Genomic DNA, 19,780 nt, shown 5'->3' with positions numbered 1-19,780 from the left:
TTGGTAATTTATATGTAAATTTGTGAGAATTAAGATAGATAATAATAAACAAATTCATAGAATAACATGAGTCAATTCGATGTTACCGTAATAGGTTCTGGTCCCGGTGGTTATGTTGCTGCTATCCGTGCAGCACAATTAGGTTTCAAAACAGCAATTATTGAAAAATACTCAACTTTAGGCGGAACTTGTCTTAACGTTGGATGTATTCCGTCAAAAGCGCTTCTTGACAGCTCTGAGCATTTCGAAAATGCAAAACACAATTTTGCAGGTCACGGAATTATCATCAATGAGCCGCAAGCGGATATCGCAAGAATGATCGAGCGTAAAAACGAAGTGATCAAGCAGAATACAGACGGAATCAGCTATCTGATGAACAAAAATCAGATTACTGTTTTTGAAGGAGTAGGAAGCTTCGAATCTGCTACTCAGATTAAAGTGACTAAAAATGACGGTTCTTCTGAAACCATCGAGTCTAAATATACAATCATTGCAACAGGTTCTAAACCATCTACATTGCCTTTCATCTCTCTAGACAAAGAAAGAGTGATTACTTCTACGGAAGCTTTAAACCTTAAAGAAATCCCTAAACACCTGGTAGTAATCGGAGGTGGAGTTATTGGTCTTGAGCTAGGTTCTGTTTACCTAAGATTAGGAGCTCAGGTAACGGTTGTTGAATTTATGGATAAAATCATCCCTGGAATGGATGGTGCTTTAAGCAAAGAATTGACTAAAGTTCTTAAAAAACAAGGAATGAAGTTTATGCTTTCTACTGCAGTTTCTGCGGTTGAAAGAAACGGAGATACTGTAAAGATTACGGCTAAAGATAAAAAAGGAGAAGAAGTAGTAGTAGAAGGAGATTACTGTTTAGTTTCTGTAGGTAGAAAACCTTACACAGACGGTCTTGGCCTTGAAAAAGCAGGTGTAGAGCTTGACGAAAGAGGAAGAGTAAAAGTAAATGACCACTTACAGACTAATGTTGCTAATATCTACGCGATCGGTGACGTTATCAAAGGGGCTATGCTGGCTCACAAAGCTGAAGAAGAAGGAGTTTTCGTTGCTGAAACATTAGCTGGACAAAAACCTCACATCAACTATAACCTGATTCCTGGTGTTGTGTATACATGGCCGGAAGTGGCAGGAGTAGGTAAAACTGAAGAACAGTTGAAAGAAGAAGGTGTAGCTTACAAAGTAGGATCTTTTCCAATGAGAGCTTTAGGTAGAAGCCGTGCAAGTGGTGATATCGACGGTCTTGTGAAGATTATTGCAGACGAAAAAACGGATGAGGTTTTAGGGATGCACATCGTAGGAGCAAGAGCTGCTGATCTTATTGCGGAAGGAGTAATTGCTATGGAATTCCGTGCAAGTGCTGAAGATATCGCAAGAAGTTCCCACGCTCACCCAACCTATGCAGAAGCTATTAAAGAAGCTGCATTGGATGCTACAGCAAAAAGACCTATTCATATGTAATGGTTGATTAATAAATTTAATCATTTAAATATTTAAAATTAAGGGCTGTTTCTTATGGAAGCAGCCTTTTTTGTGGTGCTTTTGGCATGAAAATGGAAACGGTTTTTCAAAATTTCATGTATGAAAAAGATTTTGATCAGTTGGATGCTTTTGGCGGGAATCAGTTCATGGGCACAGGAAGCAGGAAAGGCAGGAGAATTATTAAAAAATGAGGCTTCCACTACAGAAATGAGAACCTCTAAAAGCCCGGATGAAAGAAATAAAACTTTCGATCAGCCGGAATCTGGACATACTCCATTTCCTCAGAGAAAAGGAAATGAAATTAGAATAAAAAAAACTAATTATCAATGGAACAAAAACTATGGGTATGCAGAAGTTTTTCTGAGAATTCCCGAACAGGGATTTTTTACCGTGGAAGTTGGCGATCAGATGATGGCAAACGGTTCCGGAAAGTACAGGTTTTTTGATCTGCCATCTGGGAGAATACCTATCTCCATATACGATAATGGATTTCTGATCTACAGAACAACACTCACACTTCGGAACAACAACAGAATGGTATTGGATTTCTTTACCAACGAAGGTCTCTATCTTCTGGATTCTTATCCTGTGCAAAATCAATATGGCTTTAATGACTGGAATGATATCTGGAACAATCCTTACGGAAATCATTCCGGAGATTGGCCTCTTCAAGGAAATGTAATGGATACTCATTCTTTTCGCCAGTTTTTTGATATGATGATGAGCAATGAGAAGTTTGACGATGGAAAAATTGCGATGATCAATCAGCAGATGCGTACCTCGATGTTTACTTCAGTACAAATAAGAGATCTGGTGAAAGCACTCAGTTTTGATAATAAGAAATTAGCACTCGCTAAATCGATGTACCGCAATTGCGCAGATAAAGACCGCTATTTCTTGGTATATGATGCTTTTGATTTTGAAAGCAGCAAACGTGAGCTGATGGATTATATTTCGAACTTATAATATTCAATAGAAACGGGCTTTAGCCCATTTATTTTATACAATCAATCCGCTGGCTTCAGCCAAAACATATTTTTTAAAACATAACGTTTTTCATAGTTTCATAACTTTTTATAAAGCCCTTAAGAGAATTATAATTATATAGACTAGGATAGCATCTTCAAATTTCCGTACCTTTGTCAGCTAATTTATCATCAATGCAACTCGGAAAAACTCAAACTTTAACAATTTCAGAAAAAATTAATTCAGGATGGATCCTCGTAGACGAAGCCGGTGAAAAGGCTTTTCTGCCTAAAATCTTTATTCAGGATGAAAAAGAAACAGGTGAGGAGGTTGAAGTTTTTGTGTATCAGGATGATGATAAATTAAAAGCAACTACTGAAATTCCATTGGCGGAGGTAGGTGAATTTGCAGTAATGAGCTGTGTACAAAGTCTTCCAAGTGGAGCTTTTATGGATTGGGGAATTATTAAAGATTTATTTATCCCTTACAAGCAGCAGAAAACAAAAATTGTCGAAGGGAAAAGATATCTGGTCTATATTTATGTAGATGAAGATATGGAACTGATCACCGGGACCACTAAGTTCAAGAGAAACCCTCAATATGATGAGCTTCCATTCCAAAAAGGAGACAAAGTAGACCTGATCATGATGAATGAAAGTGAACTGGGCTGGAATGTAATCATCAACAAAAAATATATTGGATTGATTTACGCTTCTGATGTTTTCAAAAAACTGTACCCGCTGTCAGAAGAAACAGGATATATCAAAACAATCCGCGAAGATGGGAAAATTGATATCTCTTTACAGCCGGAAGGTTTTGAAAATATTGACGAGTTCAAACAGAAAATTCTGAACAAACTGGAAGAAAATTACGGACTTCTTTATGTTTCTGATAAATCTTCACCTGAAGAAATTAAGGATGAACTTCAGATGAGTAAGAAAAACTTTAAAAAGGCAATTGGAGGACTTTATAAAGATAAGATCATCGATATCTCAGACGATAAAATCAAATTATTATAAAACAAAAAACGGGCAGAAATTTCTGCCCGTTTTTTGTTATCCCTATTCTTGATCGAAGTATTCTAAGTAAATTGTATATCAAAAAGAATTCTCTAATAATCTTTTATAGAAGATAATTTCCTGTCTTAAACATTTTATTATTTCAAATTTCAAGTCATAAACATGATGGATGTCATGACAATTATGTTTAATTTTTTTGTTTAACAATTTTGTCAAAAATAATTTTTAGTATAAATTTGCACAAATTTGTTTAACAAAAATGTCAAATCAAGCAAAAAAAGACCAAACACAGGAATTGATCAAGGAGACAGCGAAGAATTTATTCTTTGTGAAAGGAAAGTTTGATGCTACTACGCAGGAGATTGCAGATGAAGCAGGAGTGAACAGAACCCTTATTAATTATTATTTCCGTTCAAGAGATAAGCTTATTCAAATCATCTTTGATGAAGCACAGAGGGTAGAACAGGAAAAGTCGAAGATCATTCAGATTTCTGATATGCCTTTTAAAGAGAAGATCAGCAAATTCATAGAAAGCAGTCTTTCTACAAGCCTTCAGTATCCGTATCTGGAAACGTATATCGTGTCACAAATTAATAAAGGGACCTGTCATCACAGAGAAATTGAAGAGGATATCCTGAACGATATGTACAAGGATATTGAAAAAGAAATGGAATTGGGAAATATTGAGAAAATGGCACCCGTTCAGTTTATTCTGAATATGGTTTCCCTTCTGGTGTTCCCGAGTGCTATAAGACCATTATTCATGGAGAATTTATTAATCAATGATGAAGAATATGATAAGATTATTTCTGAAAGAAAAGAGATTATCATCAATATGTTGTTCAAAAACTAAAAAAAACTAAAGTATTTCTGAAAATGATTCGTCAAATAGAAATAAATAATGGCTGAAAACTAAATAAAAAATAAACGAAGTATAAAATTATGAATAGAAAACGTATAACTGCTACAAAGCTAAAAATTGGGATAGCTTCAGCATTTATGATTTTCGGCTCTACACTGATGTCTGCCCAGCAGCAGGTTTCCCTGCAGGAAGCAATAAAACAGGCACTCCAGAATAAAGCAGAAGCCAAAAAAGCTGCTTTACAGGTTAAAAAAGCCGAATACAAGATTGATGAAGCCAGAGCCGGTGCCCTTCCACAGGTCAGTGCAACGGCAGGTTTAACCTATAATCCAATTATTCAGGAATCTTTGCTGGAATTTGGAGGAGAGAAAATCAGAGCCCAGTTTGGGCAGCCTTGGGGTTCAACAGCTTCTGTACAACTTCAGCAGGCCATTTTTGACCAAAGAGTATTTACAGGGCTTAAAGCAGCAAAATCAACAAGAGAATTTTATGTGCTGAATGCTCAGTTAACCAACGAACAGATTATTGAAAATGTAGCAACAGCTTATTATCAGGTGTTTGTACAGGAGGAGAATCTTAAAACGGTAACTGCCAGCTATGCCAATACAGAGAAGGTAAGAAATGTTATTAAAAGTTTGGTTGATAACGGTTTGGCAAAATCAATCGATTTAGACAGAACAAATGTTCAGCTTACCAATATCGGTTCCAATAAACAGGCCCTAATCAACTCTGTTGAGCTTTCAAAAAATGCTCTGAAGTTTTATATGGGAATCCCGATTTCTACAGACATCGAGCTTGAAGAAAAACAGATCGAACCAAAGCCTGAACTGATTGCGAGCAACGTAAATCTTAATGATCGTACAGAGCTTAAAGTTTTAAATAAAAACAGGGAACTTTTGGTTTTCAATAAAAAAGCGACTGAAGCTTATCTTTATCCCTCAGTAAATCTTACTGCGAACTACGGATGGGGAGCAAACGGAGCAAAATTCCCGCTGACGAATGGTCTTAGCAAAGGCGTTCTTTGGAGTGACTACTCAGCAATAGGCTTGAATGTAAATATTCCTATTTTCACAGGAGGAGCTACGAAAGCCAAGATCAACCAGGCAGAAATTGATATCCAGGATCTAGATGTTGATATTGAAAATACGCAGCTGAGCTTAAGTTTAGATTATAAAAATGCAGTAACCAATATGGAAAACGCATTGATTAATATCGAAAGCATGAAAGATAATGTAGGGTTGGCAGAAAGAGTTCAGAAAAATACTCAGTCTAACTATCAGTATGGATTGGCAACACTTACAGAAGTACTGGATTCTGAAAATGCTTTGACACAGGCAAAACAGAATTATTCTAATGCATTGTTAGATTACAAGCAGGCAGAGATTAAACTGATAAAAGCTAAGGGTGAACTAAACACACTACAAAACTTATAATAAACTAAAATGAAAAAAACTTTAATATATATCATCGTAGCAGCTGTACTGATAGGTTTAGCCGCGTACAAGATTGCTGGAAACAAAGAAAAGCAGACTCAGGAAGTAAAAGAAGTTGCCAAGCAGGTAGATAAAATCAATGTTAATATTGTAACCGTTACAAGAGAAAATATTGATACAGACTACTCGGCCAATGGAACTTTCATTCCAAAACAGGAAATGAATCAATCTTCTGAAATTTCAGGACGCATCGTAAGCGTTTTGGTAAAAGAAGGTTCAAGGGTAGGAGCAGGCCAGGTTTTAGCAACGATCAAAAAAGATGCTATCGAGGTGGATGTTACTCAGGCTCAGAACAATCTACAGAATGCTATTATTGATAACCAACGCTATGAGAACGCATATAAAACAGGTGGAGTTACAAAACAACAGCTTGATAACTCAAGACTGCAGCTTAAAAATATGCAGGCAGCAGTAAGAGCACAAGGTGTAAAAGTAAATGATACAAGCATCCGTGCAGGAATCAGCGGTACAATCAACAAGAAAATGGTTGAACCGGGAACAGTTGTTTCTCCTGGAACATCAATGTTTGAAATCGTTAATATCAACAGTCTGAAGCTTTCTGTTTTAGTTGATGAAAGCCAGATCGGAAAAATTCAGTTAGGTCAGGAAGTTCCGATTAAAGTAAATGTATTACCTGAAGATTCTTTCGTAGGCAGAATTACCTTTATTGCTCCTAAAAGTGATGCTTCTCTGAATTTCCCTGTTGAAATTGAAGTACAGAACAGAGGAAACCTGAAAGCGGGTATGTATGCAACTGCTAAATTCAGTACAAACAACGGGGCAGAAACTCAGAATATGCTGACAGTTCCTGCAGAAGCGTTTGTAAATGGAGTAAGCTCAGGACAATTATTCGTTGTTCAGAATGGAGTTGCTAAATTGATCAAAGTAACCATAGGAAAAGTTTACGGAGATAAAGTTCAGATTTTAAGCGGATTGAATGGAGGAGAGCAGGTAGTTACCAGCGGACAGATCAATTTGGACAATGGATCTAAAGTGAACATTATAAAGTAGCAGATCTATGAAGTTAGCAGAAATATCGATTAAAAGACCCTCGCTGGTAATTGTATTATTTACAATTCTGACGTTGGGAGGTATCCTGAGTTATACACTCATGGGATACGAATTGATTCCGAAGTTTGAAACCAACATGGTAACAATCTCTACGGTATATCCGGGAGCTTCACCTGCAGAGGTGGAAACCTCCGTAACCCGAAAGATTGAAGATGCCGTAGGTTCTTTGGAAAACGTTAAAAAAGTAGAATCTTCTTCATACGAGAGTTTATCTGTTATCATGGTTCAGCTGAACGATGGGGCTGATGTAGACTATGCTTTGAACGATGCCCAGAGAAAGGTAAATGCCATTCTTGCAGACCTTCCGGAAGATGTAAAAGCGCCCTCGCTGAATAAGTTCTCCTTAGATGACTTACCGATTATCACGATGAGTATTTCATCTGATAAACTGAACAGTAAAGACCTTTACGACTTACTGGATAAAAAGATTGAACCTATTTTCTCCCGTGTAAACGGTGTGGCTCAGGTTGACCTTGTAGGTGGACAGGAGAGAGAAATCCAGGTGAATCTTGATGAGAAAAAATTGCAGGGGTACGGACTTTCAATTGGAGATGTACAACAGGCCATTCTTTCATCAAACCTTGATTTCCCTACAGGAAGTTTGAAAACGAGAACTACAAAATCTACCATCAGACTTTCAGGAAAGTATAAATCAACTGAGGAAATGAACAACCTTGTAGTTTCCAATAAAAATGGAGCTCAGGTACGTTTATCTGATATCGCAACAGTTTTCGACTCTCAGAAGGATGTTGAAAAAGTAGCGAGATTCAACCAGTTTCCTACTATTTTGATGCAGGTTAAAAAACAATCTGATGCCAATGCGGTAGCGGTATCTGAAAGTGTTCAGAAGACCATTAAAACTGTAGAAGAAGCTTATAAAGTTCAGGGAGTAAAAGTAAAAATCGTAAACGATACTACAGAATTTACCCTTGAATCTGCCAACCACGTTATTTTCGACTTATTCTTAGCGATTATCCTCGTGGCGATTGTGATGTTACTATTCCTTCACAGTATCAGAAACGCATTCATCGTAATGGTTTCTATCCCGGCTTCATTGGTGGCAGCATTCATCGGAATGAACCTTATGGGATATACTTTGAACCTGATGAGTTTACTGGGTCTTTCACTCGTGGTAGGGATCCTGGTGGATGACGCGATTGTAGTACTCGAAAACATTTACCGTCACATGGAGATGGGTAAAAGTAAGATCAGAGCAGCGTATGACGGGGCTTCAGAGATTGGATTTACCGTTGCGGCGATTACCCTGGTAATTGTAGTGGTATTCTTACCGATTGCAATGAGCTCAGGTCTTGTAGCCAACATTCTTGCCCAGTTCTGCGTCACGGTAGTTATTGCCACCTTGTTATCCTTATTGGCATCATTTACCATCATTCCTTGGTTATCTTCAAGATTCGGTAAACTGGAACATTTAACAGGTAAAAACTGGTTTGAGAAATTTATTCTTTGGTTTGAAGGATTAATTGACAAGTTTACACACTGGATCACAGGAATTCTTGAATGGTGTCTGAAAACAACATTAAGAAGAATTTCAACAGTAGTGATCACATTTATTGTTTTAATCAGTTCATTCATGCTGGTAGCATTCGGATTCATTGGAGGAGAGTTCTTCCCGCCAATCGACCGTGGTCAGTTCTTAGTACAAATGGAATTGTCCAAAGATGCAACCGTTGAAAAAACAAACCAATTAACATTAGACGTTGAGAAGTTTTTAAGAAATGATAAAGATGTTGTAGATCTTATTACAACAGTTGGACAGCAGTCTACAGGTTTTGGTGGTGCTCAGGCAACAACATATCAGTCTGAGGTTCAGGTGAACTTAACAGATAAGTCTGAACGTTCTGAAAGTACCAACATCAAGGCTGCAAAAATAAAAAGACAGCTGGAGGAGAAATTCACAGGAGTTGAGTTTAAAACGGCTCCAATCGGTATCATGGGTGCTGAAAATGCTCCTATTGAAATGGTGGTAACTGCTCCGGATAATGCTACAGCAGTAAAAGAAGCAACAAGAATCCTTGAATTACTTAAAAAAGTTCCGGGAGCAGTAGACGCTGAATTATCAACTGACACTGGTAGCCCGGAAGTTCAGGTAAGTATTGACAGAGATAAAATGGCTGCCTTAGGTTTAAACCTTTCAAGTGTAGGACAGACAATGCAGACTGCATTCAACGGAAATACAGATGGAAAATTCAGAGCTGGGGAATATGAATATGATATCAATATCCGTTTCGGAGATGTGAACAGACAATCTATTGATGATGTTAAAAACCTTATGTTTACAAACCCTCAGGGGCAGCAGGTTCGTTTAAGCCAGTTTGCTAATGTGGAAATGGGTTCAGGACCAAGTTTGCTTGAACGTAGAGACAAGTCTCCTTCTGTAAAAGTAAGAGCGAAAGCTGTTGGTAGACCGGTAGGGGATGTAGCTAATGAGTGGGCTAATCAGTTCATGAACAGTACCAAAAAACCTGTAGGTGTAGATTACATCTGGAGTGGAGATATGGAGAACCAGCAGGAAGGTTTCGGTACGTTAGGAATTGCATTATTGGCAGCTATCGTATTGGTATACCTGGTAATGGTTTCACTATATGACAGTTTCGTATATCCTTTCGTGGTATTGTTCTCAATCCCGTTAGCGATGATTGGGGTAATGGTAATCCTTGCCTTAACTGCCAATTCATTGAACATCTTTACGATGTTGGGGATGATCATGTTGATTGGTCTGGTAGCGAAGAATGCGATCCTTATCGTTGACTTTACGAATGCCAGAAAGGCAGCAGGTGCCAATACTCACGATGCCCTGGTACAGGCGAACCACGCACGTCTTCGTCCGATCCTGATGACTACCATTGCGATGATCTTCGGTATGTTACCGATCGCATTGGCAACAGGTGCCGGAGCTGAAATGAACAAAGGTCTTGCATGGGTAGTAATTGGTGGTCTGACATCATCACTATTCCTTACATTGATCATTGTACCGGTAGTATACTCTCTATTTGACTCTGTTCTGAGAAGAATGGGTAAAGATACCAAAGTAGACTACGAAGCTGAAATGAAAGCAGATTACGTACATAGAGAACTGAATGAAGACGGATTTACTCCGAAGCATTTAGATAATTAAAAATTAAGCCTTTAATTAACCGAAAGCGCCTCAGATCTTCTGAGGCGCTTTTTTGTTGATATTTGATGATTTAAAATTGGATTATATAGGTTTTGGCTAAAGCCGTTGAATGGTTTTTATTATTTAAATGGGCTAAAGCCCATTTCTATTGATCATTAATTATATCGCAATAATTGCCGGATGATGTTTATGAAAAGAAAGTAAGTTGTTTTTAAGTTGAATTATCGGTTTGTGTCATTCTGAACACAGACTGAAAGTCTGCGAACGTAGTTCATCAATGTAGTGAAGAATCTCATGGGTCTGATTACAACAGAGATTCTTCCTTCGTCAGAATGACAAACGTAAACTGTTAATTCAATAGGAGCGGGCTTTAGCCCGCTTAACTCTATAACAACGAATAAATGGCTTTAGCCGAAACATAAAAAAAGCTCCCAGCAAAACTGGAAGCTCTCAAATATTGTAGTGGAAAAAATTAATCTGCCATAGCCTCTCCGGACTTTCTGTAAACGAAGTTTCCGTAGATATGTCTTCTTGCAAAACGGCTTGGTGAATCAGCATTAATCATTTTAATGTATGTATTTCTTGGAACGCCCATGTATTCATACATATTTCCGTTCAGATGCTGAACCGTCAAAATTGATTTCTCCAGATAAAAATCCTGAATATTAGATTTCGTAATGGTTTCAGTATATTCTTCCTTGTATTTTTCCTGTGTTTCAGGATTGATACTTACCAAAAAGTGGTACGCCTCAATCACAGATTTGCTTTTTTCTTCTGCTTCCTGCTTTCCTGCTTCATCATTAATGAATTTATCAGGATGGGTATCTTTCATTACATTTCTGTAAATCGTCTTTAATTCTCTTAACGTAACGTTTTTATCAACTCCAAGAAGTGTTCTGTGCTCACCAATTTTTTTCATATCTCTAATCCTTATTTTCGGGGTGCAAAATTACGGATTTAAATCTGATAAACCATAACTTATTCATTATTAATTTATTTGAATGTTTTTGGTCTGTACAACTGATTGTAGAAAAAGCAGATAGAATATGTAAAATTAACTTTCACAGCTATTTAAACTCCGAATACAAATTTTTATTCAGTTTAAAATAAATAAACCCGTTTTTGAAATCAATCACTGTATTGAACCTTTTTAAAAACTGATTACCAAAAAATCCCGCCATTTTTTCTGTAGAATCAATTCCCTCCGTAGAACCGGAAAGCGTAATCGGGAGATTATAAAGATATTTCTGAGCGAATTTTACAGCCGGGCAAAGAACCACAGGCATTTCATACACAGAACCATCGGAACCTTGCGCTGTAGCTTTGCCAATTGTTTTCATAGTTTTTACCAGAGCATTCTTTTTAGCAAAAGGAGAAGCTATTGTAAGCACATCATCCGCTCCGCTGTCGAGTCCAAAGAATCCAGAATATTCTTTACCATTCACCAGGATACTGCTTTCTACAGCAGGGTAGTTGTCGATCATATGGAGTTTTACCTTTTCATATCCTGCCCAATCAACAAGTGGATCATTCTCTTCATAAAGACGGATCTCATTTCTATGATAATCAATTTCAATGAGTTGGCCCTTCATCAGGTCTGTTCCGAAGACCCCATCAAAATGGGCTGATTCATAAGGAATAAGTGTAAATCGTATTTCTTTTTTCTCAATATTTCCAAACTGTACTGTATTGTGGCTGCTGTAATCTACAGTATTTACTCCGTTGGAACCTTTGTTCTCAGATTTTCCATCAATTTTCAGTGGGATCTTTTTCTTTGAGTTGCTATTAATGACAGAGCCATCTGCACCTGTATCAAAAAGAAACTTAATACTATCCGTTTTATTGACTTTACAATATACGTACACGGAATTGTTTTCCAGAAAAAACGGAAGAATAGAAGTTGTTTTTTGCGCTGATATTGCTATGCAAAGTAACAATGTCAGAAACGTAAGAATGTATTTCATGGAATAGTTTTAGAAGTACGAAAGTAGAAGTATTAAGTGCTTTCACAAATAAATAATAAGCCATTAACCCACTTTTAACCGTTCCTTAACCGTTTTCTACAAACTTTACCAAATAAAAAACAGCACCCAATATGAGTACTGCTATGATATTTTTAAATAATTAAATGCTTCAATCTTTAATAAATCTATGGCTGATCACAAGTTTTCTTCAGCTTGGTGAAAATCTTATCAAAATCCTTGTAAGTGGTCTCTTCATTATCACGCTTTTGTCTGAAGCTGCTGTTGGCACAGTTGTGAAAACCCAGACCAATCATATCGATTAATGCATAATCTTCTTTTTGAGGATCATTCATTTTGGCATCAAATCTTGCCATTACGCCCTTTGGGTCAGCATTATTTTTACTTTTAAGTTCAGTATATGCTCTCCATGCTGCAAACATCTTTTCTCTGTCGGGAGAGGAAATTGCATCAATCTGTTCTCTGCAGGTATCGTAATATTTGCTGTTTTTCAGCGTGAAAGGATCAGAATATGCAAGGATTTCTTCTTTATTAAGCTGGTATTCATTTTCAAAAGAATCAATGGTTTCTTCCATTAATTTTTTCCATTTCGGAAGATCTATCACTTTAAGGCTGTATAATTCTTTTTTCTTTTCGTTATACTGCTTTTCCAGCTCCTGTAAATAAGCTTCTCTGTTATTACGGATTTCTTCAAGCTGTGCAATTTTAAAAACAGGCTGGGTGTCAAATACAACCCCATTGAATTGGTACAAAAGTTTATTGATCCCGTCTATTTCTTCTTTTTTATATTTAGCCGGGTCAAAATACCCTTTATTGTCACAGTTAAAAGTCTGATAGCTGTAAAGGGTCAGATTGTTGGCTTTTGCGGGAGTTTTTTGCCCCCAAATAGTAATGGATAAGGCTAAAGCAAGCCCAATCATCATTTTTTTCATGTACATAACCTGTTGAAAGAATCCGAATTTTCTGAATTTCTATGCAAAATTAAGGCTTTAAATTCGAAATATAAAGGATTAAATAGATTTTCTCAATGGTTTTTGCAAATTTTATATGAATTTTATACTAACTACTTTATGTTTTAAAAATTATAAGCCCTTAAATCCTGAAAAAAGGATAGTAATAAACTGATACAGAGCTGTTTTTGTTAATAATAATTACTTACTTCAATAAGATTCTGATCCGGATCTCGGAAGTAAACTGATTTGATTTTTCATACAGTCATGGTTCTCTCTACAACCCATTCAATGATTTCTGCATCTCTTCCATTACCTCATGAATATTGGTCTCTGACTATTGTCCTGTACTTGATTGTTTTTTTAGATTTAAAACAATAGATTTACATCAATTAACACGAAGCCATGATATATTATTTTTTTCTTCTTTTTATTATTGCCATTTTTGGAGGAATCTCTTATCTGATCATGCGTTTTTTCAGTAAATGGACCAGAAATAGTGACTACAAAGCAATTTTTAATACTCTAATATTTATTGCAGCTTTTTTTCTGATATCATTTATCGGTATCTATATTTTCCTTTCCAGTCTGGATTTTTCCCGTTAACAAACGATCTTTTTTGAGGATCACATAAGCAATGGTCAAGTTGATTAAAAGGGCAGTCCAGACATTCAACCCATAAAAAAGTTCGTAATCATGTTGTATTTCGTTATAAAAGAGGTTCTTAATGATTCTGAAAGTAAGAGCTGTGGTGGTGACCGCATAGCTTAAGATCATATAAATCCTGTGTCTGTTCACATTTTCTTTTCTGATAAAAAGTACAGCCGCGATAGTAAAATAAGCCCAAAGTACATCTTGAATCAGAAATCCGGTAATTCCGATAAGTCCGCCATTTGAAAAAAGTCCCAGTACAAAGCATGCAGGAACATTGATCACAAGAATATTGTAAACATATATTTTACCAATAATTTTATGAAGATTTCTGTTTTCTGTCAGAAACCGATTTGAAAATTGCGTCAGACCCGCCAGAAGGCAAAGCGTTATAGAAAAGATGTGAATATAGAAAAAAGCCATCCAGTATGGATTACTGACTACCTGCTGCTTAAAGGCCAGAAATCCGATGTTTTTATCAAAAGAGGTATACTGGGAAATGGTTTTCAGCATCAGAATGCTGAAAACAAGAACCAAAAATAAAGCACTTACTTTAATGATCTTTATTCCCAAAGACTTCATGGAGTATAATAACCAATTAATCTGCCAACACTTCTCTGATCTGGTTTTCCAAATCGCCAATGCTTTCAAACTTCTTTAGCTCCAATGATTTTCCTGAAGCTTTAAGTTCTTCAATAATATCAAGGATTAATTCTAAAGGCTCAGCTTCGTAACCCAACAGATTGCTGTCAAAATCAGTTCCCACCAACAATCCGTCAATATTCATCCCAAGGCACCAGTTTTCCACAAACTCATTGAGTGGAATAGAAGAAGGCTCATAGTGATTCCACTCATTTTCTATGCATGATTTTGCTCTGGCAGTGTCCGACCAGAAACAAATGATCTGCACTTCATCACCATTTTCATATTCTTTCTCGTTGGAGTAGGAGGTTGCATATCCTTTGCCATCTTTTAAAGCATATACTGTTTCTGACTCAGTGATTTTTTTAATAAAATCTTTGTGACGGTTTTCCACCGTAATATGATCTTGAAACATCTTTATTTAATTAAGAATTGTGAATTTATTGCTGTACCGGTAAACCGTAAATCTGATATTATGTTTTACGAAACTTTACTGCTGTTGATATGAATAATTTCCGGATTTTGACCATCTGAATCTCTTTTAGACCTACCGTAAAGTCCTATTTCAAGATCATTTGGGGATTCACTATCCAGTTCAGAGGGATGTACATACGTATACATGCCATATCCATGCCCGGAAACCAGCCATCCTTCAGTAAGGCTTAAATGAATTACACTGAAATCTCCAGCGGGACCTCCGGCAGAAACCGGACCGAACTCTTTCATTAATTGTAGTGCTTCCTCTTTTACATCTTCAATTGTACTGATGTCGTCAAAAATAATATAAGTACCATTTTCAAAAAGAACCCAATCCTGAAATTTCGGATTAATGGCAAGCTTCACATGTTCAATCATATGTTAATAGTTTAAATAAGAGTTATAAGTTAATGTTTTTATTTCAATGGGCCATTTTCTTGTATCAATTATCATCAATCCATCATCATTTATAGGGTATTTTACAGTATCCCTTTAATCCTCAAATGCTGCAGAAGCATAATGGTTTTTGCATCTTTGATTTCTCCGGTATCAATCATTTTCAGGCTTTCTTCAAACGATAATTCCAGGACCTCTATGTTTTCACCTTCTTCTTCGAGGCCGCCTCCATCATTAATTTTCATTTCATGGGAATATTCTGCAATGAAGAAGTAAAGAATTTCCGTCACAGATCCAGGCGACATATAAGCTTCAAATATTTTTTCAACTTTGGAGATTTTATAGCCGGTTTCTTCTTCGGTTTCCCTTTTTATACAGTCTTCCGGATTATCATTATCCAAAAGTCCGGCACAGGCTTCTATCAGCATTCCTGTAGCATTTCCGTTGATATAAGTTGGTAATCTGAATTGCCTGGTGAGAATAACGGTGTTAGAGACTGTACTGTAAAGAAGAATTACAGCTCCGTTTCCGCGGTCATAGGCTTCTCTGCTTTGGGTTTCTGTGGTTCCGTTCTTTTTCAAAACAGAATAGGTAACTTTGTTTAAAGTATACCAGTTGTCTGAAAGGATTTCTGTCTGAAGGATTTTGATATCAGGATTTTGCATAAGGAATATCTTCTATGCTATAATAAATGGTAAGACCTCTTTCTTTGGCTATTCTTACATCTTCATCAGCTCCCTTTGATGCTCCTTCTATACGCAGCACTGCATCACATTTTTCCAGAAGGGCATGAGCTACGGGATACTGTATTTCCTGCCATGCTTCATCACCTATTTGGGTAGATCCGGCAAGGTGGATCAATGGCAATGCAACCCATTCTCCGATAATAGGGATGTGTCCCTTTCTGAAAATAGGAAGAGCAACAGCCTCAAGATTGTGAAGATTCTGCTGAATAAGCTGCGGATCATCATTTGTTCCGCTACGGTAAGGGCCTGCAATAAGTATAAACATAATTTTTTTTGAGTAAAATAATAGAACTTTCAGAATAAAAAAAATAATATAGCTTAAGAGAAACTGTTTTTTTGTTTGGATTTTATAAGGCTTAAAAATTCAGGAGTGATTCCCAAATAAGAAGCAATTTGTTTTTGTTTGATCCGTTTTACTGCTTCAGGATATTTCTGTAAAAAGTTATAATAGCGTTCTTCTGCCGGTAAAGAAAGATTTTCAATCGTTCGGAGCTGTTCTCTGATGTAAGCGTTTTGCATCATGATCCGGAAAAACCGTTCAAATTTGGGGACTTTGTGATAAAGATCATCCAGATGATGTTTTTGAAGCTGCAAAACAGAGCTGTCTTCCAATGCTTCAATATTCAGCATGGCAGGCTTCTGATTGATGAAACAATACATATCAGTGATCCACCAGTCAGAAACCGCGAACATAATCGTAGATTCTTTTCCTGTGGCATCCATATGAAAAGCTCTCAAAATTCCTGTCTGAACAAAATTAATCTCTTTACAGGCTTGTTGCTGTTGTAAAATCAATTCTTTCTTAACAACCTTTTTTTCCTTTAATAGAGAGAGAAAATAAGATTTCTCCTGATTGGTAAGCGAAATATGCCTGGAAATATTTTTTAGGATTAAAAGTTCTTCCCCCATTCTGTTATTGCTTCTTTAATAGATCTTCTAAGGCCTCATTCAGATCAGGAAACTTAAAGCGAAACCCTGCATCCTGAAGTTTCTGTGAAGAAGCTCTGGAACCTTCCAGTATAGCCGTAGCCAGCTCTCCGAAGATTAACTTCAAGACAAATCCAGGAACATTAGGCATGAATAAAGGTTTTCCAAGTACTTTGGCAATCTTTTTTGTCAAATCTTTATTGGTGGCATGCTGTGGAGATACAGCATTATAAGCGCCGTCTATTGCTGGGTTTTTTAAAGCAAATTCATAAACAGAACAGATGTCCTCAACATGAATCCATGGCATGTACTGTTTGCCGTTTCCTAAAGGTGATCCAATATAATATTGAACAGGAGGGATCATTTTCTTTAATGCTCCGTCTTTTTCAGAAAGAACAACAGCGGTACGTATTTTGACAACTCTTTCAGCCAGATCTTGTTCCTTAAAATCGTCAGCAGCCCTTTCCCATAAAACAACCACCTCACTGAGAAAATCGTTGCCCGGAGGATCGGTTTCCGTGTAAATTTTTTCTGACGTTTCCGTACCATAAAAATTAATCCCCGAAGCTGAAATAAAAGATTTTAGCCTGATCTTGTTTTTTCTTAAAGTTGTTCGAAGAAGTTCTGCAGAATCTACGCGGCTGGCAATCAGTTCTCTTTTTCTTTCCGGTGTCCAGCGCTTTTCTGAAATATTGGCACCCGCAAGATGTACGATGTGGGAAACATTGTTAAATGCGGTTTCATCAATACTTCCTGTTTTGATGTTCCACTCATATTCATGATCTTGTACTTTTTTTCGGGTCAGAAATCTGATCTCATATTCATCACCTATTTTTTTGGCCAGTTCTTTGGCAATCATGCCGCTGGCACCAGTGATCAGGACAACTTCTTTCATAGTATTATTTTTGTGGTGGTTGTTATGCCTGATTTTTTACAATCAGTACAAAATCATCTTCCAGAAGTTTATAACCGTAATCATAAATGAACTTGTATTCAGAGCCGTTTTTATAAACTTTCAGATTGGTGAAGTAATCAAAATCAAAACCTAAGCCATCCAGTCTGGATACGGGGACTTTTGTTTTACCATCGGTATTGATTTCCATCAGAATGCGGTAGTTTTTACGGAGTTTGTTATTAACATTCCGCATCAGGTTATTAGAATCCTTATTCTGCTTATTGTTATAGGCGTTCCGGCAGGCATCGTTGCAGAATTTTTTATCAGACCTTCCGATGATTTTTTCGCCACATTCCAGGCAATTCATGATCTTTATTTTAAGTGGTGTTTGTGTCTTTTTTTCAACAGTTTTTTGAACATACTGTGAGTAGGATAGCTCCTGTTGGGGGTAATATTATTAAAAAATAAGGCAACAATCAAAAGAATAATGCATCCGGAAAGAACAGGGGAGAGAACATACCAATATCCCAATTCCGGAATTTTTCCTGTAGAGCTTACCGCAATCAGCGCTGTAGCTCCACCCGGTGGATGTAAAGTCTTTGTATACTGCATCAGCACAATAGAAAATGCGACTGCCAGAGGTGCTGAAAGCCAGATGATATCCGGAACAAACTGATAGACAGTAACGCCCACCAATGCCGAGAGTACATGCCCTCCGATAAGATTTCTGGGCTGAGCCAAAGGACTTTGTATTGCTCCATAAATAAGAACACTTGATGCCCCAAAAGAACCAATCAGGAATATATTCTCCGTTTCTGTGAGTGAATGAGACTGAATAAATGCAATAATCCCAATCCCAAAAAATGCTCCCAAAAATGACCAGAAATGTTCCTTGTAATCAACGAGTGTCTCTTTATAGATTACATATTTTGAAACCCTGAATGTTCTTTTAATGCTCTTCTTCATTTACTCTTCTTTATTTTTTATAATTTGAATTAAGTTATCTACAAATGGCTGGGTATATATTCCGTTTTCATCATAATCAGGATCTAAAATGGTAATCTCTATTCCAAAACACAAAGGGTTTCCGAACAAAGGTTCCAGCATTTCCCTGAGATCATCATAGCTGATGCCATCTTTCATTCTGCTGTCTACGGCAGGCATGATCTCATCTTTCAAAATATCGACATCAAAATGAATGAAAAATCCATCCAGACCTTTACTATTTACCATTGTCAGAAAGTCTTCAGCCGTTTTTCTGAAACCATTTTCTCTGAGCTGATAAAGATCAAAATAATGAATCCCGGAATTGATAATCTGATCTACATACTCTTCATCATCAGTTTCTGCATTTCCACAACAGTAGATGTTTTCTTCAGCCAGATAAGGTTTCAATCCATTGATATCAGTCAGTTTGTGATGTCCGGTACCCGTAATAATGGCGAGATCCATTCCCGCAGCGCCTCCGGTTTCAGAAAGTTCCGGTGGGATAAAATCTGTATGTCCGTCAAGATAAAAAAGTGCAAAATTTCCCAGGTTTTTCAGAGCAATGGCATTTCCTATGAGAATACTGCAGTCACCTCCCAGAATAATATTGAATGAATTTTTCTCGTAGTGATGGAGAATACAGTCAGCCTGTTTTTTAGCATATTCAACAATCTGGCCTGCATTTCTGACCTTTGATTCTTTATCAAAATCCAAAGAATAGTCAGGGGCTTCCAGTCTGATAACATTTGTCGGATTAATTCTACTATGAAAACCAAATTTTCTGAGCCAGTCCGGAAGTTTACGAACTCCGGGTTCTGTCTCATGTTCCTTTTTGGTAAGTCCCAAATTGAGAGGAAACTCAAAAATATTGATGCTCCTTTTCATAGATGAATTTTCACAAAGATAAGGAATTATCCGTTTGTAAATGGATAATTAGAAAAGCACTCATCACTATTACAACATATTTTATGAAAATGAAGGGTTTTTATTGATGGGATCAATTTTTTAGAACATTTAAAATTTTTTTGTAATTCTCTACATTTTGAATAATGTAATATTCATCAGTGTTTTAATGTAAATATTTACACA

Annotated in this window: 20 protein-coding genes; 7 read left to right on the top strand and 13 right to left on the bottom strand. The window is 36.8% G+C overall.

The genetic code is table 11. The annotated features are described in order from the left end of the window. Nucleotides 1-66 precede the first annotated feature (66 nt). The 7 genes from lpdA (at nucleotide 67) to FB551_RS08185 (ending at nucleotide 10,038) form a co-directional block, all read left to right on the top strand. Nucleotides 67-1,470, top strand: a complete 1,404-nt coding sequence (gene lpdA / locus FB551_RS08215; protein WP_047429636.1) for a dihydrolipoyl dehydrogenase — start codon at nucleotides 67-69, stop codon at nucleotides 1,468-1,470. A gap of 120 nt (nucleotides 1,471-1,590) precedes the next feature. After that, nucleotides 1,591-2,457 carry a DUF4476 domain-containing protein gene (locus tag FB551_RS08210; RefSeq protein ID WP_142016670.1) on the top strand — a complete coding sequence of 289 codons (867 nt, stop codon included), beginning with the start codon at nucleotides 1,591-1,593 and terminating at the stop codon, nucleotides 2,455-2,457. A 194-nt stretch (nucleotides 2,458-2,651) separates the two neighbouring features. Then, nucleotides 2,652-3,476, top strand: coding sequence for a CvfB family protein (locus tag FB551_RS08205; protein WP_142016668.1), 825 nt, complete (start codon nucleotides 2,652-2,654; stop codon nucleotides 3,474-3,476). A gap of 259 nt (nucleotides 3,477-3,735) precedes the next feature. Continuing rightward, nucleotides 3,736-4,329, top strand: a complete 594-nt coding sequence (locus tag FB551_RS08200; protein WP_047429643.1) for a TetR/AcrR family transcriptional regulator — start codon at nucleotides 3,736-3,738, stop codon at nucleotides 4,327-4,329. 89 nt (nucleotides 4,330-4,418) lie between these two features. Further along, nucleotides 4,419-5,771 (top strand): TolC family protein, encoded by a 1,353-nt coding sequence (locus FB551_RS08195; RefSeq protein ID WP_047429644.1) that lies wholly within the window; start codon nucleotides 4,419-4,421, stop codon nucleotides 5,769-5,771. A 9-nt stretch (nucleotides 5,772-5,780) separates the two neighbouring features. Continuing rightward, nucleotides 5,781-6,842: an efflux RND transporter periplasmic adaptor subunit gene (locus FB551_RS08190; RefSeq protein WP_142016665.1), complete on the top strand. Its 1,062-nt coding sequence runs from the start codon at nucleotides 5,781-5,783 to the stop codon at nucleotides 6,840-6,842. A 7-nt stretch (nucleotides 6,843-6,849) separates the two neighbouring features. After that, a complete protein-coding gene (locus FB551_RS08185) occupies nucleotides 6,850-10,038 on the top strand; it encodes an efflux RND transporter permease subunit (protein ID WP_047429649.1) in 3,189 nt (1,062 codons plus the stop codon). 472 nt (nucleotides 10,039-10,510) lie between these two features. Here FB551_RS08185 and FB551_RS08180 read toward each other — a convergent pair whose 3' ends face one another. From FB551_RS08180 to FB551_RS08115, 13 genes are all read right to left on the bottom strand, one after another. Then, on the bottom strand, nucleotides 10,511-10,957 hold the full coding sequence (locus FB551_RS08180) for a KTSC domain-containing protein (RefSeq protein WP_047429652.1): 447 nt from the start codon (nucleotides 10,955-10,957) through the stop codon (nucleotides 10,511-10,513). A gap of 148 nt (nucleotides 10,958-11,105) precedes the next feature. Further along, a complete protein-coding gene (locus FB551_RS08175; protein ID WP_142016662.1) occupies nucleotides 11,106-12,002 on the bottom strand; it encodes a retropepsin-like aspartic protease in 897 nt (298 codons plus the stop codon). Between the two features lie 185 nt (nucleotides 12,003-12,187). Beyond that, complete coding sequence (locus FB551_RS08170) at nucleotides 12,188-12,952, bottom strand: hypothetical protein (RefSeq protein ID WP_142016659.1); 765 nt, start codon at nucleotides 12,950-12,952, stop codon at nucleotides 12,188-12,190. Nucleotides 12,953-13,525: 573 nt separating this feature from the next. Beyond that, nucleotides 13,526-14,203 (bottom strand): DUF2306 domain-containing protein, encoded by a 678-nt coding sequence (locus tag FB551_RS08160; RefSeq protein WP_142016657.1) that lies wholly within the window; start codon nucleotides 14,201-14,203, stop codon nucleotides 13,526-13,528. Nucleotides 14,204-14,219: 16 nt separating this feature from the next. After that, entirely contained in the window at nucleotides 14,220-14,678 is a 459-nt protein-coding gene (locus tag FB551_RS08155; protein ID WP_142016654.1) for a DUF2750 domain-containing protein, read from the bottom strand. A gap of 65 nt (nucleotides 14,679-14,743) precedes the next feature. Beyond that, the gene (locus tag FB551_RS08150; protein WP_142016651.1) at nucleotides 14,744-15,118 is read right to left on the bottom strand and encodes a hypothetical protein; all 375 of its coding nucleotides are present in this window, start codon (nucleotides 15,116-15,118) and stop codon (nucleotides 14,744-14,746) included. Nucleotides 15,119-15,219: 101 nt separating this feature from the next. Further along, nucleotides 15,220-15,801, bottom strand: a complete 582-nt coding sequence (nudK, locus tag FB551_RS08145; RefSeq protein WP_142016648.1) for a GDP-mannose pyrophosphatase NudK — start codon at nucleotides 15,799-15,801, stop codon at nucleotides 15,220-15,222. After that, the gene (locus tag FB551_RS08140) at nucleotides 15,788-16,147 is read right to left on the bottom strand and encodes a DUF4406 domain-containing protein (RefSeq protein ID WP_142016645.1); all 360 of its coding nucleotides are present in this window, start codon (nucleotides 16,145-16,147) and stop codon (nucleotides 15,788-15,790) included. Before FB551_RS08140 ends, nudK begins: the two co-directional genes overlap by 14 nt. A gap of 53 nt (nucleotides 16,148-16,200) precedes the next feature. After that, nucleotides 16,201-16,791, bottom strand: coding sequence for a Crp/Fnr family transcriptional regulator (locus tag FB551_RS08135; RefSeq protein WP_142016642.1), 591 nt, complete (start codon nucleotides 16,789-16,791; stop codon nucleotides 16,201-16,203). Between the two features lie 4 nt (nucleotides 16,792-16,795). Then, complete coding sequence (locus FB551_RS08130) at nucleotides 16,796-17,704, bottom strand: TIGR01777 family oxidoreductase (RefSeq protein WP_142016639.1); 909 nt, start codon at nucleotides 17,702-17,704, stop codon at nucleotides 16,796-16,798. A gap of 22 nt (nucleotides 17,705-17,726) precedes the next feature. Continuing rightward, nucleotides 17,727-18,071 carry a DUF2116 family Zn-ribbon domain-containing protein gene (locus FB551_RS08125; RefSeq protein ID WP_047429670.1) on the bottom strand — a complete coding sequence of 115 codons (345 nt, stop codon included), beginning with the start codon at nucleotides 18,069-18,071 and terminating at the stop codon, nucleotides 17,727-17,729. Nucleotides 18,072-18,076: 5 nt separating this feature from the next. Further along, nucleotides 18,077-18,670, bottom strand: coding sequence for an HPP family protein (locus FB551_RS08120; RefSeq protein WP_047429677.1), 594 nt, complete (start codon nucleotides 18,668-18,670; stop codon nucleotides 18,077-18,079). Further along, nucleotides 18,671-19,576, bottom strand: a complete 906-nt coding sequence (locus tag FB551_RS08115) for an arginase family protein (protein WP_142016636.1) — start codon at nucleotides 19,574-19,576, stop codon at nucleotides 18,671-18,673. Nucleotides 19,577-19,780 lie beyond the last annotated feature (204 nt).

The organism is Chryseobacterium aquifrigidense (genome assembly GCF_006716485.1).
Taxonomy (GTDB): Bacteria; Bacteroidota; Bacteroidia; order Flavobacteriales; family Weeksellaceae; genus Chryseobacterium; species Chryseobacterium vietnamense.
The sequence above is the reverse complement of the archived record's forward strand: the minus strand, read 5'-3'. Positions and strand labels throughout refer to the sequence as shown.

Coding starts and splice junctions, on each gene's coding strand:
- FB551_RS08140 (WP_142016645.1), bottom strand. CDS start 16,147: ATGTTTATACTTATTGCAGGCCCTTACCGTAGCGGAACAAATGATGAT.
- FB551_RS08180 (WP_047429652.1), bottom strand. CDS start 10,957: ATGAAAAAAATTGGTGAGCACAGAACACTTCTTGGAGTTGATAAAAAC.
- nudK (WP_142016648.1), bottom strand. CDS start 15,801: ATGCAAAATCCTGATATCAAAATCCTTCAGACAGAAATCCTTTCAGAC.
- FB551_RS08200 (WP_047429643.1), top strand. CDS start 3,736: ATGTCAAATCAAGCAAAAAAAGACCAAACACAGGAATTGATCAAGGAG.
- FB551_RS08185 (WP_047429649.1), top strand. CDS start 6,850: ATGAAGTTAGCAGAAATATCGATTAAAAGACCCTCGCTGGTAATTGTA.
- FB551_RS08210 (WP_142016670.1), top strand. CDS start 1,591: ATGAAAAAGATTTTGATCAGTTGGATGCTTTTGGCGGGAATCAGTTCA.
- FB551_RS08155 (WP_142016654.1), bottom strand. CDS start 14,678: ATGTTTCAAGATCATATTACGGTGGAAAACCGTCACAAAGATTTTATT.
- FB551_RS08195 (WP_047429644.1), top strand. CDS start 4,419: ATGAATAGAAAACGTATAACTGCTACAAAGCTAAAAATTGGGATAGCT.
- FB551_RS08170 (WP_142016659.1), bottom strand. CDS start 12,952: ATGAAAAAAATGATGATTGGGCTTGCTTTAGCCTTATCCATTACTATT.
- FB551_RS08125 (WP_047429670.1), bottom strand. CDS start 18,071: ATGAATTGCCTGGAATGTGGCGAAAAAATCATCGGAAGGTCTGATAAA.
- FB551_RS08160 (WP_142016657.1), bottom strand. CDS start 14,203: ATGAAGTCTTTGGGAATAAAGATCATTAAAGTAAGTGCTTTATTTTTG.
- FB551_RS08205 (WP_142016668.1), top strand. CDS start 2,652: ATGCAACTCGGAAAAACTCAAACTTTAACAATTTCAGAAAAAATTAAT.
- FB551_RS08135 (WP_142016642.1), bottom strand. CDS start 16,791: ATGGGGGAAGAACTTTTAATCCTAAAAAATATTTCCAGGCATATTTCG.
- FB551_RS08120 (WP_047429677.1), bottom strand. CDS start 18,670: ATGAAGAAGAGCATTAAAAGAACATTCAGGGTTTCAAAATATGTAATC.
- FB551_RS08190 (WP_142016665.1), top strand. CDS start 5,781: ATGAAAAAAACTTTAATATATATCATCGTAGCAGCTGTACTGATAGGT.
- FB551_RS08175 (WP_142016662.1), bottom strand. CDS start 12,002: ATGAAATACATTCTTACGTTTCTGACATTGTTACTTTGCATAGCAATA.
- FB551_RS08150 (WP_142016651.1), bottom strand. CDS start 15,118: ATGATTGAACATGTGAAGCTTGCCATTAATCCGAAATTTCAGGATTGG.
- FB551_RS08115 (WP_142016636.1), bottom strand. CDS start 19,576: ATGAAAAGGAGCATCAATATTTTTGAGTTTCCTCTCAATTTGGGACTT.
- lpdA (WP_047429636.1), top strand. CDS start 67: ATGAGTCAATTCGATGTTACCGTAATAGGTTCTGGTCCCGGTGGTTAT.
- FB551_RS08130 (WP_142016639.1), bottom strand. CDS start 17,704: ATGAAAGAAGTTGTCCTGATCACTGGTGCCAGCGGCATGATTGCCAAA.